At 59.6% G+C, this 14275-nt stretch carries 15 protein-coding genes; 8 read left to right on the plus strand and 7 right to left on the minus strand.

Annotated features, from left to right (window positions below; genetic code table 11):
* Positions 1–53: 53 nt before the first annotated feature.
* Together AC0L37_RS17010 and AC0L37_RS17015 are read right to left on the minus strand one after the other, a co-directional pair.
* The gene (locus AC0L37_RS17010) at positions 54–401 is read right to left on the minus strand and encodes a VOC family protein (protein WP_212659307.1); all 348 of its coding nucleotides are present in this window, start codon (positions 399–401) and stop codon (positions 54–56) included.
* Between the two features lie 34 nt (positions 402–435).
* On the minus strand, positions 436–1689 hold the full coding sequence (locus AC0L37_RS17015; protein WP_473313490.1) for a glycerate kinase type-2 family protein: 1254 nt from the start codon (positions 1687–1689) through the stop codon (positions 436–438).
* Positions 1690–1800: 111 nt separating this feature from the next.
* Here AC0L37_RS17015 and AC0L37_RS17020 point away from each other — a divergent pair, with 111 nt between their 5' ends.
* From AC0L37_RS17020 to AC0L37_RS17040, 5 genes are all read left to right on the plus strand, one after another.
* A complete protein-coding gene (locus tag AC0L37_RS17020; RefSeq protein ID WP_282222535.1) occupies positions 1801–2493 on the plus strand; it encodes a DUF1045 domain-containing protein in 693 nt (230 codons plus the stop codon).
* A complete protein-coding gene (locus tag AC0L37_RS17025) occupies positions 2490–3620 on the plus strand; it encodes an alpha-D-ribose 1-methylphosphonate 5-triphosphate diphosphatase (RefSeq protein ID WP_282222534.1) in 1131 nt (376 codons plus the stop codon). Before AC0L37_RS17020 ends, AC0L37_RS17025 begins: the two co-directional genes overlap by 4 nt.
* Positions 3621–3623: 3 nt before the next feature.
* Positions 3624–4190 carry a phosphonate metabolism protein/1,5-bisphosphokinase (PRPP-forming) PhnN gene (phnN, locus tag AC0L37_RS17030; protein ID WP_282222533.1) on the plus strand — a complete coding sequence of 189 codons (567 nt, stop codon included), beginning with the start codon at positions 3624–3626 and terminating at the stop codon, positions 4188–4190.
* A 65-nt stretch (positions 4191–4255) separates the two neighbouring features.
* Positions 4256–4405 carry a hypothetical protein gene (locus tag AC0L37_RS17035; protein WP_212659302.1) on the plus strand — a complete coding sequence of 50 codons (150 nt, stop codon included), beginning with the start codon at positions 4256–4258 and terminating at the stop codon, positions 4403–4405.
* Positions 4392–4595 (plus strand): hypothetical protein, encoded by a 204-nt coding sequence (locus AC0L37_RS17040; protein ID WP_269372000.1) that lies wholly within the window; start codon positions 4392–4394, stop codon positions 4593–4595. The genes AC0L37_RS17035 and AC0L37_RS17040 overlap by 14 nt, the downstream gene beginning before the upstream one ends.
* A 73-nt stretch (positions 4596–4668) precedes the next feature.
* On the opposite strand, the gene AC0L37_RS17045 is transcribed toward AC0L37_RS17040, so the two are convergent.
* A complete protein-coding gene (locus AC0L37_RS17045) occupies positions 4669–4890 on the minus strand; it encodes a hypothetical protein (RefSeq protein WP_212659300.1) in 222 nt (73 codons plus the stop codon).
* Between the two features lie 522 nt (positions 4891–5412).
* Between AC0L37_RS17045 and AC0L37_RS17050 the strand changes: the two genes are divergently transcribed.
* Both AC0L37_RS17050 and AC0L37_RS17055 read left to right on the plus strand, forming a co-directional pair.
* Positions 5413–5718: a LacI family DNA-binding transcriptional regulator gene (locus AC0L37_RS17050; RefSeq protein ID WP_282222532.1), complete on the plus strand. Its 306-nt coding sequence runs from the start codon at positions 5413–5415 to the stop codon at positions 5716–5718.
* A gap of 8 nt (positions 5719–5726) precedes the next feature.
* Positions 5727–6461 carry a substrate-binding domain-containing protein gene (locus AC0L37_RS17055; protein ID WP_282222531.1) on the plus strand — a complete coding sequence of 245 codons (735 nt, stop codon included), beginning with the start codon at positions 5727–5729 and terminating at the stop codon, positions 6459–6461.
* On the opposite strand, the gene AC0L37_RS17060 is transcribed toward AC0L37_RS17055, so the two are convergent.
* Positions 6458–8275 (minus strand): ABC-F family ATP-binding cassette domain-containing protein, encoded by a 1818-nt coding sequence (locus AC0L37_RS17060; RefSeq protein WP_282222530.1) that lies wholly within the window; start codon positions 8273–8275, stop codon positions 6458–6460. The two genes, AC0L37_RS17055 and AC0L37_RS17060, sit on opposite strands and share 4 nt — an antisense overlap.
* Before the next feature lie 240 nt (positions 8276–8515).
* Positions 8516–8977: an iron-responsive transcriptional regulator RirA gene (rirA, locus tag AC0L37_RS17065; protein WP_282222964.1), complete on the minus strand. Its 462-nt coding sequence runs from the start codon at positions 8975–8977 to the stop codon at positions 8516–8518.
* A gap of 216 nt (positions 8978–9193) precedes the next feature.
* On the opposite strand from rirA, the gene AC0L37_RS17070 reads away from it, so the two are divergent.
* Positions 9194–9532, plus strand: coding sequence for an HU family DNA-binding protein (locus tag AC0L37_RS17070; protein ID WP_282222529.1), 339 nt, complete (start codon positions 9194–9196; stop codon positions 9530–9532).
* Here the strand turns inward: AC0L37_RS17070 and AC0L37_RS17075 are convergent.
* Positions 9503–10717: an ROK family transcriptional regulator gene (locus AC0L37_RS17075; protein ID WP_282222528.1), complete on the minus strand. Its 1215-nt coding sequence runs from the start codon at positions 10715–10717 to the stop codon at positions 9503–9505. The two genes, AC0L37_RS17070 and AC0L37_RS17075, sit on opposite strands and share 30 nt — an antisense overlap.
* A gap of 278 nt (positions 10718–10995) precedes the next feature.
* Positions 10996–14202, minus strand: coding sequence for an alpha-mannosidase (locus AC0L37_RS17080; RefSeq protein WP_282222527.1), 3207 nt, complete (start codon positions 14200–14202; stop codon positions 10996–10998).
* Positions 14203–14275: the final 73 nt, after the last annotated feature.

Below are 14275 nucleotides of genomic sequence, written 5' to 3' on the forward strand. Positions count from 1 at the left end.
AGTCGCGGCTATAGAACAGAGCAGCCCCGGTTCTGCCAAGAGGAATTGTATGATTATTTTGGCGGCTGCCAGAGTTCGATGGGATTGCCTTCCGGGTCTTGAATGCGGGCAAATCGGCCCGTCTCGGGAGCATCCCATTCCTCGGGCCGGGTTTCGACCGCAATATCCGCGGCTTTCAGGCTCGCCATCAACGCGTCCAGATCATCGACACGCAGGTTGATCATCCATTGCCGGTCGGCTGGGAAATAATCGGTATCGGCTTTGAACGGCGCGAACACGGTAGGGCCCGCCGCCTGCGTCCAGAAACCAGGAATACCCAAGTGTTCCTGATACCACTGGGTTAGCGCCTCGGTGTCCTGCGCGCGAAAAAATACTCCACCTATGCCTACTGCCTTAGCCATCGCCGCCTCTCTCCGATTTAGAAATTCGGTACTGCTATCGCACCAGGATGGCGCGGAAGTCGTTGACATTTGTGCCTGTTGGCCCGGTGACCAAAAGGTCGCCTATCGCCTTGAAGGCCGAATAGGCGTCATTATTTGCCAGAGCTGCAAGAGGGTCGATACCGGCGTGACGCAATCGCGTTGCCGTGGTGCCGTCGACAAAGGCGCCGGCATTGTCCTCGGAGCCATCAATACCGTCGGTATCAGCGGCCAGCGCCGTGACCCTTTCGCTGCCATCAATGGCTATGGCAAGGGCCAGCAGAAACTCCGCATTGCGACCGCCGCGACCTTTGCCGCGCAGCGTGACGGTGGTCTCGCCGCCCGACAGCAGCACCACCGGCTTGGAAAAGGGTCGGTTGCGCGTGGCAACCTCCTTGGCAATGGCGGCATGGACCTGCGCCACGTCGCGCGCCTCGCCTTCAATTGAATCAGATAGAATGGCCGCTTCAATGCCCTGCTCACGGGCCTGGGCGGCAGCGGCTTCAAGCGAGAGGGCCGCCGAGGCAATGGTGCGCACGCTATTGCGGGCCAATGCCGGATCCGTGGCAAGCGGGGCCAGATTATCGTCACCGGCCAGCAGGGCTTGAGCGTGCGGCGGCAAATCGATGCCGTAAAGGGATACATATTTGCGTGCCAGCGAACGCGTGCCCGCCAGCGGAATGGTTGGGCCGGACGCGACCACCGCCGGATCATCTCCCGGCACGTCGGAGACCACCAGTGTTGCGACGCGTGCTGGCGCGCAGCGTGCCGCCAGGCGCCCACCCTTGATGGCCGAGAACTGGTTGCGGATCAGGTTCATCACCGAAATGGGCGCGCCGGAGGCCAGCAATGATCGATTGATCGCCTGTTCATCGTCCAGCGTCAGACCAGGAGCGGGAGCCGGCAGCAGAGATGAGCCACCGCCGGAAATCAGCGCAACAACGAGGTCATCGGGCCCTAGCCCCGAAACCGTTTCCATAATGCGCCGTGCGGCGAGGAAGCCCGCTTCGTCGGGTACCGGATGCGCCGCTTCGACAATCTCGATGCGCTCACAGGCCTGGGCATAACCATAGCGCGTCACGACCAATCCGGTGATCGGACCATCCCATGCCTGCTCGAATGCGTGCGCCATTTGGGCCGAGGCCTTGCCGGCGCCAATCACGACCGTGCGGCCCTTGGGGCGCTCGGGCAGGTTCTGGGCGACAGCCAATGCCGGCTGCGCCTGGGCAACGGCAGTGCGAAACATCTGCTCAAGCAGCATAGTGTCCATGGATTCTCTCGGCTTGCGATTCGGCGCGGGCACAGGTAGCCAGCATCAAGAACGTGGCCACTGTCAAACGACCGACACATACTATGACTAGCGGCAGGTCAAGGAGTTCCGATGACAGAACGATTCGCGATATATTACGCCCCGTCCGCCACCAGTAATCTGTGGGAGCGGGCAGCCACCTGGCTGGGCCGCGATTCCAATGATGGCGATCTGTTTGATGGGCCAGTCGCGGGTATCGATCGAGACCGCCTGCTCAACATGACCCAGTCCGCCAATCGCTATGGCTTTCACGCTACATTAAAAGCCCCAATGGCGCTGGTGGATGGTGCAAGCGAAGCCGATCTGCGCGCCGCCATCACCAGTTTTGCCAGCGAGCATCAACCTCTTGATCTCGGCAAGCCAACGCTGGCATCGCTGGACGGGTTTCTGGCGCTGATGGTTGAGCAGAACGACGCCTTGCAGGATTTTGCGGCGCATGTGGTGGAGCGCTTCGATGTGTTTCGCGCACCCATGACCAACAAGGACCGGGCGGCCCGTGCCAATCGCAATCTGAGTGAACGGCAGATCGAACTGCTGGATGCGTATGGTTATCCCTATGTGTTCGACGAGTTCCGCTTCCACATGACGCTGAGTGATCGGCTGCCCGAAGCCGATCAGGCCGAAGTCAGCAAAGCGGCCTCGACATGGTTCAATCCGGTGCTTGATGAGCCGCTGGTGCTGGACCGGCTATCGCTCTACCGCGAGCCTGATGCAGGCAAGCCGTTTGTACGTTTGGCAGATTTCAAGCTGGGCCTGACCGCATGAACCAAGGTGCCTTCCGCAATGCGCGCATTGTCCTGCCGGACAGCATCGTCGAGGGCAGTCTGAGCTTTGACGATGGCATGATTGCTGGGATCTCTGATGGCCCTGCCAACACCGGGCTGGATCTGGAAAGCGACTATCTGATTGCCGGCCTGGTCGAACTGCATACCGACCATCTGGAAAATCATTATCGCCCCCGCCCCGGCGTGTTCTGGGATCCACTGGCTTCGCTGCACGCCCATGATGTGCAGATCGCCGGCTCGGGTATCACCACGGTCTTTGATGCTGTTCGCATTGGCTCGGACGCTGACGTCAAGGATATGGCGCCCCATATCGCAGCGCTGACGGGCGCCATTGCCTCCGCTCGAAAGGATGGATGGCTGCGCGCCGAACATTTTGTGCACCTGCGTTGCGAACTCCCCAGCCATGACGTGCTGGAGCATTTTGAAGCCTATGCGACGCACCCGGAGACCCGCCTGGCCTCGATGATGGACCACACGCCGGGGCAGAGACAATTTCAGTCGCTCGATGCCTATAAGCAGTTCTACCAGGCCGGGCGAACCCCGGCCGAACTTGAGAGCTTCATAACAGACCGGCTGGACGATCACGCCCGCTACTCGGGGGCGCACCGCGCCCATATCGTGCGCCGCGCACATGAATTGGGGCTTGCGCTTGCCAGCCATGACGACGCTAGTCTGGCCCATGTCGAAGAGGGCATTGCCGATGGCGTTGCGATTGCCGAGTTCCCCACGACGCTGGAAGCAGCCGCGGCAGCCCATGATGGTGGCTTGGCGATCCTGATGGGTGCACCGAATGTGGTGCGCGGCAAATCGCATTCTGGCAATGTCTCGGCAACTGATCTGGTGCGCGCTGGCCTGTTGGATATTCTAAGTTCGGATTACGTGCCATTTGCCATGCTGCAGGCCGCCTTTGTGCTGCCACAGCGGGTGGCGGACCTGACCCTGCCCCAGGCGTTGGCCATGGTCACCAGCAACCCCGCCAAGGCTGCGGGCCTGACAGACCGCGGCGAACTTGCCGTGGGCAAGCGCGCCGATCTGGTCAGGGTCGCAATGGTCGGCGGACTGCCCGTGGTGCGCGGCGTCTGGCGTCAGGGCAGCAGGGTTAGCTAGTTCATGGCACGATCGCTTGGCTCACTGGTTCTTGTGGTTGGCCCCTCCGGGGTGGGCAAGGATACGCTGATCGGTGGGGCCAAGCAGGCGCTGGAGAATGACAAGCGCTTCACCTTTGTTCGACGCGTGGTGACACGTCCCGCCGAGTTCGAGGTGGAAGAGCACGACACCATGGAGCCCCAAGCCTTTGCCAGGGCCGAAGCCATGGGCCGGTTCTGCCTGAGCTGGGACGCCCACAATCTGCGCTATGGCCTGCCGATCAGCGTCGAGACAGATCTGGCGCTGGGCAAGGTGGTGGTTGCCAATGTCTCGCGCCACGTCGTGAGCGAGGCCAGACGCCGCTATCCGGGCTGCGCCGTGGTGCTGATTACCGCAGAAATTTCCCGGCGCGCCGAAAGGCTGACCAATAGAGGGCGCGAAAGCGGGGATCAGATCACGGCACGACTGGCGCGCGAAAGCGCGCCGGTGCCCACTGGCATTAATCCGATCATCATCGACAATTCAGGCGGGATCGCCATCGGCGTAACCGCTTTTGTGATGGCGCTGCGAACAATAGCGGCGCAGGAATGACAGCGAAGTGAACCAGAGAGCCTGCTGTGCGTTGTTCCATTTCGAACAAGCGTCAGGAGGGCTCAATGAGCCGCAATGGTCTATATGCCGTAATCGCGATCTTGCTGATCGCCGTGGTCGGTTTTGGTATCTACAGTTATCAGCAGCAGCAGGCCCGCCCGGGTATCGAAGTGCGCATGGATGACCAGGGGATTTCAATCGATGGCAATGGGTAACCAGAACGCGTTGCGGCACCGGGCGATAGCGACCGCGCTTGCCGCTGAATTGCAGCGACAGGCCGATAGTGGCTCATCGCGTATTGACGTTGAAGCGCTGGCCAGCGCCGTCGATGACGCACTGGATCCGGGAGCGCCGATTGCCGAAGGCAAACGCCCCGCCGAGCTCAACTCGACCAATGACGACTAAAAAACGCCGGTGACCTAGGTCACCGGCGTCATCATTTTGGCCTCCAAGAGGGGCTATTCCAAGCTTTGCCGCACTAGGCAGCGTCGGCGCCGCCATTGCGGACGGCCTGGGCAACGGCGAAATGTGCCTTCTCGACCGTTTCGAACTGCTGGCCATCAATCGCGAAGGCGGGCAGTTTTACGGCCAGAAACCGGTAACCATTGGCATGTGGCACAACGACACCGAGCGGCTCTCCACCGACCTCAATCACCACGGGCTTGTGGGCCTTGGCCCGATCTAAACTGTTTTCCTGCATGGTAGAATCTCTACTTGCGCGTCGATGCGACAAGGCGGAAGGGCAAAATTGCTCCATCCGGGCCGGCGACGCTTAGGGTCTATCGAAGTTGTGAGACGAACGCGTGACGGATCACATTCGTTTCGAGCGACAGGCCTCTGGCCAGCGTTTTACGCTTTGCAGGTTGATGCGTACGAGGCGCGAACCGGCAATCGTCAAGGTATTTGATGGGGTCATCTTCATTCCTTTCCTGCGGGTTGGCGACGACACAACATCGGCGTTTACCGATGCAACGGGTCGAACATAGGGCCGTTCTCTGCGTAAAGCCAGCGCGGCAGGCACCATAAAGTGCAAAAAATCAGAAAAAACCTGCTCTACTTTCGTCGCACGACAGAAATATGAGGCCAAAAGTCCGGATTGACTGGGGTTGCCGTGCGACCTTAGCAAGGCGCTCAAAAGCTTGTGCTTTGGCCGACAATCTGGTGATGTCGCGCCCCTATAACATGTCACGCCAGTCCATGGCGGGACCGAGAGGTATCGAAAGTGTCCGAAGACGAGCTGCCCAGCGCAAAGGGCAAGCGTGGCGTCAAGCCATCCGGCAAGCCAACGCTCAAGACCATTGCGCAAATGACCGGCTTTGCCGTTACCACGATTTCGCGGGCACTCAACAACGCGCCCGAGTTGTCGCAGGAAACGCGCGACCGAGTGCAGAAAGTCGCTGCCGAAGTTGGCTATTTGCCCGATCGCGCGGCGCTTCGTCTGAAGACTGGTCGTACCAATGTAATTGCGCTGGTTCTGGAGCCGGACGAACAGATTTACGGGTTTGGCTCGTCAATTGTGGGGGGCTGACCGAAGCCATGCGCGGCACCGCGTACCATCTGGTCATCACACCACTGTTCCGCAATGTGGCGCCTATCGAGCCCATCAAGCACATCGTGCGCAACCGCATGGCGGACGGGGTGGTGTTCTCAAAGTCCGAAGCGTTTGACGAGCGGACGCGGTTTCTGATCGACAATGACTTCCCCTTCATCAGCCACGGCCGCAGCAACTGGCCGGAATCCCATCCCTGGGTCGATTTCAACAATGAGGCCTATGCCTATGGCGCTGTGCAGCGGCTGGCTGCCAAGGGCTGCCGCCGTGTGACCACCGTGCTGCCTGAAAGCACGCTGACCTATACCGACCACATCAAGACTGGTGTGGCCCGCGCGGCTTCAGAGGCGGGCATCGCGCATGAGTTCGCGGCCGACGTCAACCTGGGCAGCGCCGCCGATGCCATCCGCAGCTATGTGATCAAGCGTTCCAAGCGTCCTGACAGCCCTGATGGCTGGGTCTGTTCGTCAGAGGTCTCGGCCCTGGCCGTGATTAGTGGCCTCAACGAAGCTGGTCTGAAAGTAGGCCAGGACGTTCACGTGATCACCAAGCAATCCACGCCAATGTTTGCCCAGTTCCAGCCGGGAGCCGAGACAGTGGCTGAGGATTTTGCCAGTGCCGGGCGCGCATTGGGCAGCCTGCTGCTGCGCCGCATAAGCGGCGAAACAGAAGGCCTGCAGTCCCTGACAGAGCCCATGTTTGACTGGAAGGACGAGGGCTAGCCCTCGATTTCCTCGCGTAACAACTCCAACTCCATCCACTGCTCTTCAGCCTTGGCGCGCTTGGCTTCAGCGGCAATGAGATCCTTGGACTTCTTGGCGAAACCGTCCGGATCCCTGGTGTAGAAATCGGGCGCTACAAGCGCGGCATTGATCGCGGCAATCTCGATCTCGAGCTTTTCAATCTGCCCTGGCAGGGTTTCGAGAGCGTGCTTTTGCTTGAATGACATCTTGCGTTTGGGCGCATCAGCGGTTGGCGCAGCAATGGGCGCCATGGACGTCTTGCCGGGGCGGTGCGCCTTGGCGGCGGCGCGGGCCTGCACGCCCTCACCACGCTGAATGACCATGTCAGAATAGCCACCGGCATATTCTGTCCAGTCGCCATTGCCTTCGGCGATGATCACCGAGGTGGCGACACGATCAAGGAAATCGCGGTCATGGCTGACGACGACAACAGTGCCCGCATATTCGGAGACCATTTCCTCAAGCAGGTCGAGGGTTTCAAGATCGAGATCGTTGGTCGGCTCGTCAAGCACCAGAAAGTTTGATGGCAGCGAAAGAGCGCGGGCCAATGCCACGCGGGCGCGCTCGCCACCCGACAGCTTGCCGATTGGTGTGTTGGCCTGTTCGGGGGTAAACAGGAAGTCCTTCATGTAGCCCACCACGTGCTTGGGCTGACCATTGATCTGCAGCGTGTCAGAGCCACCACCGGTCAGGGCATCACGCAGACGCGTATCGGGATCGAGCTTGGCCCGCCCCTGATCAAGCATGGCCAGTTCGAGCGCGGAGCCGAGCTTGATGGTGCCGCTATCAGGTTTGAGCGTGCCGGTGAGCATTTTGATCAACGTGGTCTTGCCGGCACCATTGGGACCAACAATACCGATCCTGTCGCCCCGCAGAACGCGGGTCGAAAAATCGCCGACAATGGTGCGATCGCCATAGACCTTGGAAATGTTTTCCGCTTCCACCACCAGCGCGCCGGAGGTGCGGCCTTCGGAAACCTGCATATTGACCGATCCAGTAACGCTGCGCTGTTCGCGCCGGTCCTGGCGCAGGCCTGCCAGACGCTCCATGCGTCCAACATTGCGCTTGCGGCGCGCGGTTACCCCATAGCGCACCCAATGTTCCTCGCGCACGATCTGGCGGTCGAGCTTGTGGCGGTCGCGTTCTTCTTCTTCAAGCACCTGATCGCGCCAAGCCTCGAAATTGCCGAACCCCTTGTCGAGCCGTCGTGTCACACCGCGATCAAGCCAGACGGTGGAACGGGTCAGATCGCTGAGGAAACGACGGTCATGGCTGATCAGAACCATGGCCGAGCGCAGTGAATCCAGTTCGGACTGCAGCCATTCAATAACGGGAAGATCGAGATGGTTGGTGGGCTCATCGAGCAGGAGAATATCGGGCTTTGGTGCCAGAACGCGGGCAAGGGCTGCGCGGCGCCCCTCACCACCAGAGAGTTTTCTGGGATCTTCTGCGCCGGTCAGGCCAAGCGAGCTGAGCAGATATTGCGCGCGGTACTCGTCATCGCCCGGCCCAAGGCCCGCTTCGACATATTCCAGCGTTGTGGCAAACTCTGACAAATCGGGTTCCTGCGGCAGATAGCGCAGCGTGGCCTTGGGTTCGACAAAGCGGACCCCGGCATCATGGGTGACTTCACCCGAGGCAATCTTGAGCAGAGTGGACTTGCCTGAACCATTGCGACCGACCAGCGCAATGCGCTGTCCGGGCGATACAATGAGTTCGGCGCCTTCGAGCAGGCGCGTGCCGCCGAAGGTCAATTGAATGTTTTGAAGCGAGAGAAGGGGTGCTGCAGCCATGAGGCGGATAGAGCATAGGCCGCGAATAAAGGAAAGGCTGTCGATTGCTCTGCCAGCCCTGCAATGAAAAGGCTGGTCAGGGCGTTGAGGACCCTGACCAGCCCGGGGAGACGGTAGCAGCAAGCACCGTCATCTCAGCGCAGTTGTGATTGGCCAGACCCCTCTTGCCAACCGCAGCCCTGCATGCGGCGACAAAACCATATTATAACATGAGTGTCAAACTCATATTAAAGATACTTACTAGTGAAGCGGCTCAGCCACGGCTTCGGCTGCACTCAGGCCAAGACGATCGCGAATAGAGCGCTTCTTGCTGGCGAGATCAGCGATGGTGTAGCCCGCCAGCACTTCAAAGAATGCGCCGAGCGCCTCGCGCAACGCGCCATTGAGGTCGCACTCACCGATCAGCGGACAATCAGCGCCATCTTCAAAGCATTCGGCCAGGGCGAAGTTCTCTTCGGTTAGCCGAATAGTGTCGAGCAGCGTAATGTCTTCGGCCTTCTTGCCCAGCTTGATGCCGCCATGACGCCCGCGAACCGTAGCCAGCAGGCCATTTTCGACCAGTGGCTTGATTAGCTTGAACAGGAAGAGTTCAGAAATATTATAGGCGCGCGCGATGTCGGCAACACGGCTCAGCCCCGGCTCGTTGACCGCGCAATAGACCAGGGTGCGAATGGCATAATTTGATTGGCGAGTCAGGCGCACAGCGGGACCTTTCTGGTGACGCCGCGCATTGCTGCATACGCTGGCAGTCGAGAAATCGAACATGGGCCGAATGATCAAACCCGGCCGTAACTTATAACCATTCTAAAATAAGTCAACTAAACATGAGCACATCGTTCATGTTTGAACGCAGCACTCAAACTCTGGACAGCGCTTTAAATTCTCCCTATGAACTTAAGAATATGGGGAGCAGCAATTGTGACTAAAACCATCACCCGCGCCATGCTCGCCGAAGCGGCGGCACGGAAAACTGAACTGAACAAGGCTGACGTTACGGCCGTTGGCGAGCAGATGTTCGCCATGATGAGCACAGCTTTGATGGCCGGCGAAAACGTCAAGCTGACCGCATTCGGATCATTGCAGGTCCGCGAACGTGCTGAACGGCTGGGGCGCAATCCACGCACCGGTACAGAGCATCGCATTTCGCCGCGTAAGACCGTGGTGTTCACGCCCAGCGCACAACTGCGCACCGCTCTTGACGAAAAAGCTAACGGGCGGAAACAGCAATCAGCTAGCGATGTCCACGAGCGCGCGTGAGAAATATCGTCGGTAAAGTGGCAATTCGGCGGCCCCGATAGCGGGTGCAAGCACGCCGAGATGGCCGGCGACCACTTCAGGCTGTTGATAGGATGCCACTGGCAATTGGCTCAACGCGAAGCTCAGACGGTCGATCAAGCGCCCGGTGATAGCGTCGGGGATTATGCTGTCGATCACGACCAGACCGCTTTCAATGACTGCTGTGGTGTTGAACACCACGCGCGCCAGCACGACGGCGCAGTCCTCAATCCACTGATCAAGCACCGACCCAAAGCTGGACCAGTCCCAGTCCTCGAGTGTGTCTGGTGTTGCTGTGATGCCCGCTTCGGCCAGTCGATTGATCAGTGAGGTGATCGAGGCCACGAAGTGCGCGGCCTGCAGGTGACCAGCACTGTCCATTACCAGCATTGAACCCAGATTGGCCGAGTTGCCTGTTGGCCCCTCCCACAGCGAGCCCTCAGAGACAATGCCAGCGGCGATATGGTGGGAAATCAGAAAATACACAAAGGTCGCCGGCCGGGGCCTTGGGAAGGCAATCAATTCAGCCCAACACGCCGCATTGCCGTCATTGAACAGGCTGATTTCGAGCCCGGTGCGCTGCGCCAGTTCGGCCGCAATGTCGATCTCCTGCCAGAGCGAACGCTGCTCTTCAGGGGCCTGAACAAGCTGCAGATTGCCAGGCAGGTTGGAGGGCATCGAAACGCCCATATCGACAAGCCGCACGCGGTCCTCAGGCTCCATCTCGGCCACCAGCGCGTATGTCATCTCCCCAATGTCATCGATGAGGGTGCGGGCATCGGGGTAGTCATAGGCGCGGCGCTGCTGACCAACGACTTCGGCGTGCATATTGAGCCGGACTACGCTGACGTGGCGCCAGCCAATTTCAACGCCAATTGAGAAGGCGCCGTCTGCCCTGAGATAAATGGGGGTGGCGGGCTGGCCGCGGCGGCCACGCAGTACTTCGCCCCGGGTGATCATGCCAGCACGATCAATGTCTGCAAGGATGGCCGAAACCGTCTGAGGCGCCAGACCCGACAATCGAGCAATATCGGCGTTGGACACACCGGGATTGAAACCAACCACGGTCAGCACAGCGCGCTCATTTGCACGTCGCAGGCCGTGATGTTGCAGTCCCCGCGTCCCGGCATCGAAAATGTCGCGGGGCGGCTCAGTGGTGGACGACATTGCTAAACCTTGCCGGCACGCCGCTGTATCAAAAACTGCCTGCTTGGCGAGATGATCGCCGCGGCCCAAGGGTGGGCGCATGAGCAGGCTGTCCCGTTGGGAGGGAGACCCCAGCCGCGTGATGATTCGAAAAACCCTTATGAGCCATCATGGCAAGCAACGCCCGCCACGCCAAGCTCTATCACCAAGGACCAAGAAACAAGGCATTGTGTCTATTGGGAGATTTGCCAATTGAGGTCATGCAGCATTGGCGCCAGCCCCTGGTGAGTTGAGGTGATTTAGCTCTCCTGCGGCTCAATCAACAGGGTCGCAATCTCAAATGGGCGCAACTTGAGCGTGACGCTATTGGCGGTCAGCGGCAGCGGCTCGCTTGCCCCCTCCTCCATCAGATTGACTGTGCGAACAGACTTGACCGGCAGACCAAAGCTGATGGTGGCGTCAGCGCGGATATTGGCGTGTTCAAACAGACGCAGAACCAGATCGTTGGAGTGCTCGGCCTTCTTGAGAGTTTCCAGAGTGACATTGGCGCAGTCGACACTGGCAAAGCTGAAGCTGGCGAATTCGGCTGCCGGTTCTGCGGCGCAGCTACGCGAGCCGATGACAGCAATCGGGTTGTTGAAGCGTTCGGCGGCGCGGTGAACCTGTTCGAGATCACTGACCCCGTCATGAACCATCATGGCGTAGCGCAAGCGATGCTCGCCCAGATCTGCGTGGGGGTCGGGGTAGACCGAGCCCCGCACCAGCGTCAGCCGGATCGACTGCTCGAGGCAGTCATAGCCATATTTGCAGTCATTGATCAGCGCGACGCCGAAATCGGTTTCGCTGAGGTCGACCCAACGATGCATCGATGCCTCGTAGCGCGCCTTGTCCCAGCTGGTATTGCGATGGGTAGGCCGTTTGACGTGGCCGAACTGGATCTCGGAGCGAATTTCGGAGGTATTCAGATCAAAGGGGAACTGCGCCTTGATCACGGTCTGGCGTTCCTGCCAGTTGATGAAGGTGTCAAACTCGACCTGCCGCGCACCCGACGCCAGTGAGATGACCTGCACGATGTCCGATTTTTGATAGCGGCGCGCAATGCGGATAGCAGCGCGATGCGGGCCGGTCTCAACGACAGATATGTCTGCGTCAGCATCGGCCAAGGGCCAGCATTGCTCTTCAAAATATGCGTCGATGTCCCAGGCGTCGTAGTTCATCGGCTTGTCTTCATAGGCGATAAGCCGGTTGGCGCGTTCGCCCGCGGTCAGGGTCTCGCGTTGCCGCGACTTGTCGAAGATGGAGGTAATTTCGCCCAAAGCATCGATGGTGATCCGAAGCTGGTCGTTTTCGAGATGGGTGGTCGACACCGAGAGCGACGAGTGCTCAGCCGTTGTGCCGGGAACGATCTGGCCACCGGTCCAGCCGAGCGCGCCGATATTGCCCAGATTAGTACCGAAAGCGGCGCTGCCGTCAGCACGGACAATCTTTTGTAGCGGACGCACACCTTCTGCAGTCGCCAGCGCCTGACCTTCCAGTTCGGCCCCGCCGCCGATTTGGACAAATTCAGCACGGGTCTGGCTGGTGAAATTGAGCAGCCGTAACTGATCTGCACCCGGCTTGGCGAATGCCTGTGCAGCGGCGTGCCAAGGACCGTTCTGCGCGGCCAGGTTGGAAAAGATGCGGTCATATTCCGCATCACTATCGACATAGACTTCGGCGATGGAGGTCCCCGGCAGGATGTCGTGGAACTGGTTGATCAGCACAAGCTCCCAAAATTCGGCCAGCGCCTGAGCCGGATAGTCCGCACCAGCCTGCGTCAGCGCCATGGCCCCGAGGAACTCAAGCTCGCGCAGCATGCGCTCGGCATTGCGATTGTTGGCCTTGTTCTTGGCCACCGAGGTCAGCGTGCCGCGGTGATATTGCAGGTAGAGTTCGCCATTCCAGGTGGGGAATTTTGCAGCGGGCGCATCCATTGCGGCGCCGAGCCGGTCAAGGAATGGCACAATACCTTCAAGCTTGACCTTGGGCGCGCCGGGAATGCCGCGTTCAAGGCGAATACCGCGCTCGATCATGGCACGGGTCGGCCCACCGCCACCATCGCCATAACCATAGCTCATCACCACCTGGTCGTGGGCTGCCTTGGGCTCGTAGCGCTTCCAGGCCCCCATGGTTTCAGACACCGACAGGTCGCCGTTATAGGTGGTGAAAATCTCTTCGCTCTCATAGCGCTGGGCCGTGATCAGCTGGGCCTTGGTGACGGTGCCGTCGATGCCGCGCCAATGAAAACTGTCATAGGGGAAACGATCAGTGTCGTTCCAGCTCAACTTGGAGGTGACAAAGTACTTCAGGCCCGACTTGTCCATGATCTGCGGCAGGTTGGCCGAATAGCCAAATGTGTCCGGCAGCCAGACAGTCTGGGGATCAACGCCAAAATTCTCGCGGTGAAAGCGCCGCCCGCGCATGATCTGGCGAACCAAAGACTCCCCGGAGATGATGTTGACGTCAGGCTCCACCCACATGGCCCCTTCGATCTCGAACTGGCCCGCCTTGACGCGCTCCAATAGCCGCGTCCAAAGCTCGGGATAATCCTGTCTGAGGAAATCGAACAGCACCGACTGGTTATACATGAAGGTGAACTCGGGATACTCCTCCATCAGGTTGAGAACCGTGGCGAAGGAACGCGCCGTCTTGTCGCGCGTGTGCGCGACGCGCCAGAGCCAGCCGACGTCAAGATGGGTGGAACCGACTGCAGTAATTTGCGGCTGGTTCTCGGTATCAACGAGATCATGGACTTCGGCCGCGATCCTTTCAGCCTCATCCAGCGAGGCGACGAAGGCATCGGTGTGACCATCACGGCGATCCAGAGCGAACAGGGCGCGTTCGACAATGTCCAGAATGGCATGCCGGCGTGCGTCCTGCTGGTGCAGGCGGATGGCGACCTCAAAGGGAGTCTGCAGGTCGAAATAGAGCTTTTCGGCGCGCGTATTGCGCACGAAGAAATCCACCTTGAAACCGACCAGTGGCCGATCGAAAAAGGTGAAGGCGTTGACCAGCAGCGTGTGCGTCTGCCCGCGCTGGGCATTGCGTGCAATCACCAGTTCGGTGTGGTTGCCATCAAGTGCCTGTGCAATCCTGCCATCAATATAGGCCAGACATTGCGGATCTGTCGTACCGGGACGGTCCTGCCACTGGCTGGTAAATTTGAGCACGAGTGTCTCGCCGACCGCGGCTTCGGGCACTTCCACCTCGGCAGCAAACCAAGTGTGTCCCTGCTTTTTGGCCCATACTGAATGGCTGCCAAACTGCTCCCAATTGCGCCAGTCATCAGCCAGTGCGGCGTCGGCGCTGACATCATCCCGCTGCACATGCCACTGGAACCGGGCATCAGCTATCGGGGTCAGTATCTTGCTGGCGAGGTCAGCACACAGCCGCTCCAGCTTACCTTCGCGCTTGATATCATCATCGCGCAGGGCGAGTTTTGACGCGAGAGGATTTGAATAGGGCATTTCGGCTCCGGATGTCGGCTTCAGGTGTTGCACAAGGGTCGATTTTCGCACAGGTATGCACAGTATTTGCAAC

This window comes from Devosia sp. J2-20, assembly GCF_055808475.1.

Bases quoted from the DNA above. Each gene is read 5' to 3' on its own strand.
- AC0L37_RS17010 (WP_212659307.1), bottom strand. From the start codon at position 401: ATGGCTAAGGCAGTAGGCATAGGTGGAGTATTTTTTCGCGCGCAGGAC.
- AC0L37_RS17015 (WP_473313490.1), bottom strand. From the start codon at position 1,689: ATGGACACTATGCTGCTTGAGCAGATGTTTCGCACTGCCGTTGCCCAG.
- AC0L37_RS17020 (WP_282222535.1), top strand. From the start codon at position 1,801: ATGACAGAACGATTCGCGATATATTACGCCCCGTCCGCCACCAGTAAT.
- AC0L37_RS17025 (WP_282222534.1), top strand. From the start codon at position 2,490: ATGAACCAAGGTGCCTTCCGCAATGCGCGCATTGTCCTGCCGGACAGC.
- phnN (WP_282222533.1), top strand. From the start codon at position 3,624: ATGGCACGATCGCTTGGCTCACTGGTTCTTGTGGTTGGCCCCTCCGGG.
- AC0L37_RS17035 (WP_212659302.1), top strand. From the start codon at position 4,256: ATGAGCCGCAATGGTCTATATGCCGTAATCGCGATCTTGCTGATCGCC.
- AC0L37_RS17040 (WP_269372000.1), top strand. From the start codon at position 4,392: ATGGCAATGGGTAACCAGAACGCGTTGCGGCACCGGGCGATAGCGACC.
- AC0L37_RS17045 (WP_212659300.1), bottom strand. From the start codon at position 4,890: ATGCAGGAAAACAGTTTAGATCGGGCCAAGGCCCACAAGCCCGTGGTG.
- AC0L37_RS17055 (WP_282222531.1), top strand. From the start codon at position 5,727: ATGCGCGGCACCGCGTACCATCTGGTCATCACACCACTGTTCCGCAAT.
- AC0L37_RS17060 (WP_282222530.1), bottom strand. From the start codon at position 8,275: ATGGCTGCAGCACCCCTTCTCTCGCTTCAAAACATTCAATTGACCTTC.
- AC0L37_RS17075 (WP_282222528.1), bottom strand. From the start codon at position 10,717: ATGTCGTCCACCACTGAGCCGCCCCGCGACATTTTCGATGCCGGGACG.
- AC0L37_RS17080 (WP_282222527.1), bottom strand. From the start codon at position 14,202: ATGCCCTATTCAAATCCTCTCGCGTCAAAACTCGCCCTGCGCGATGAT.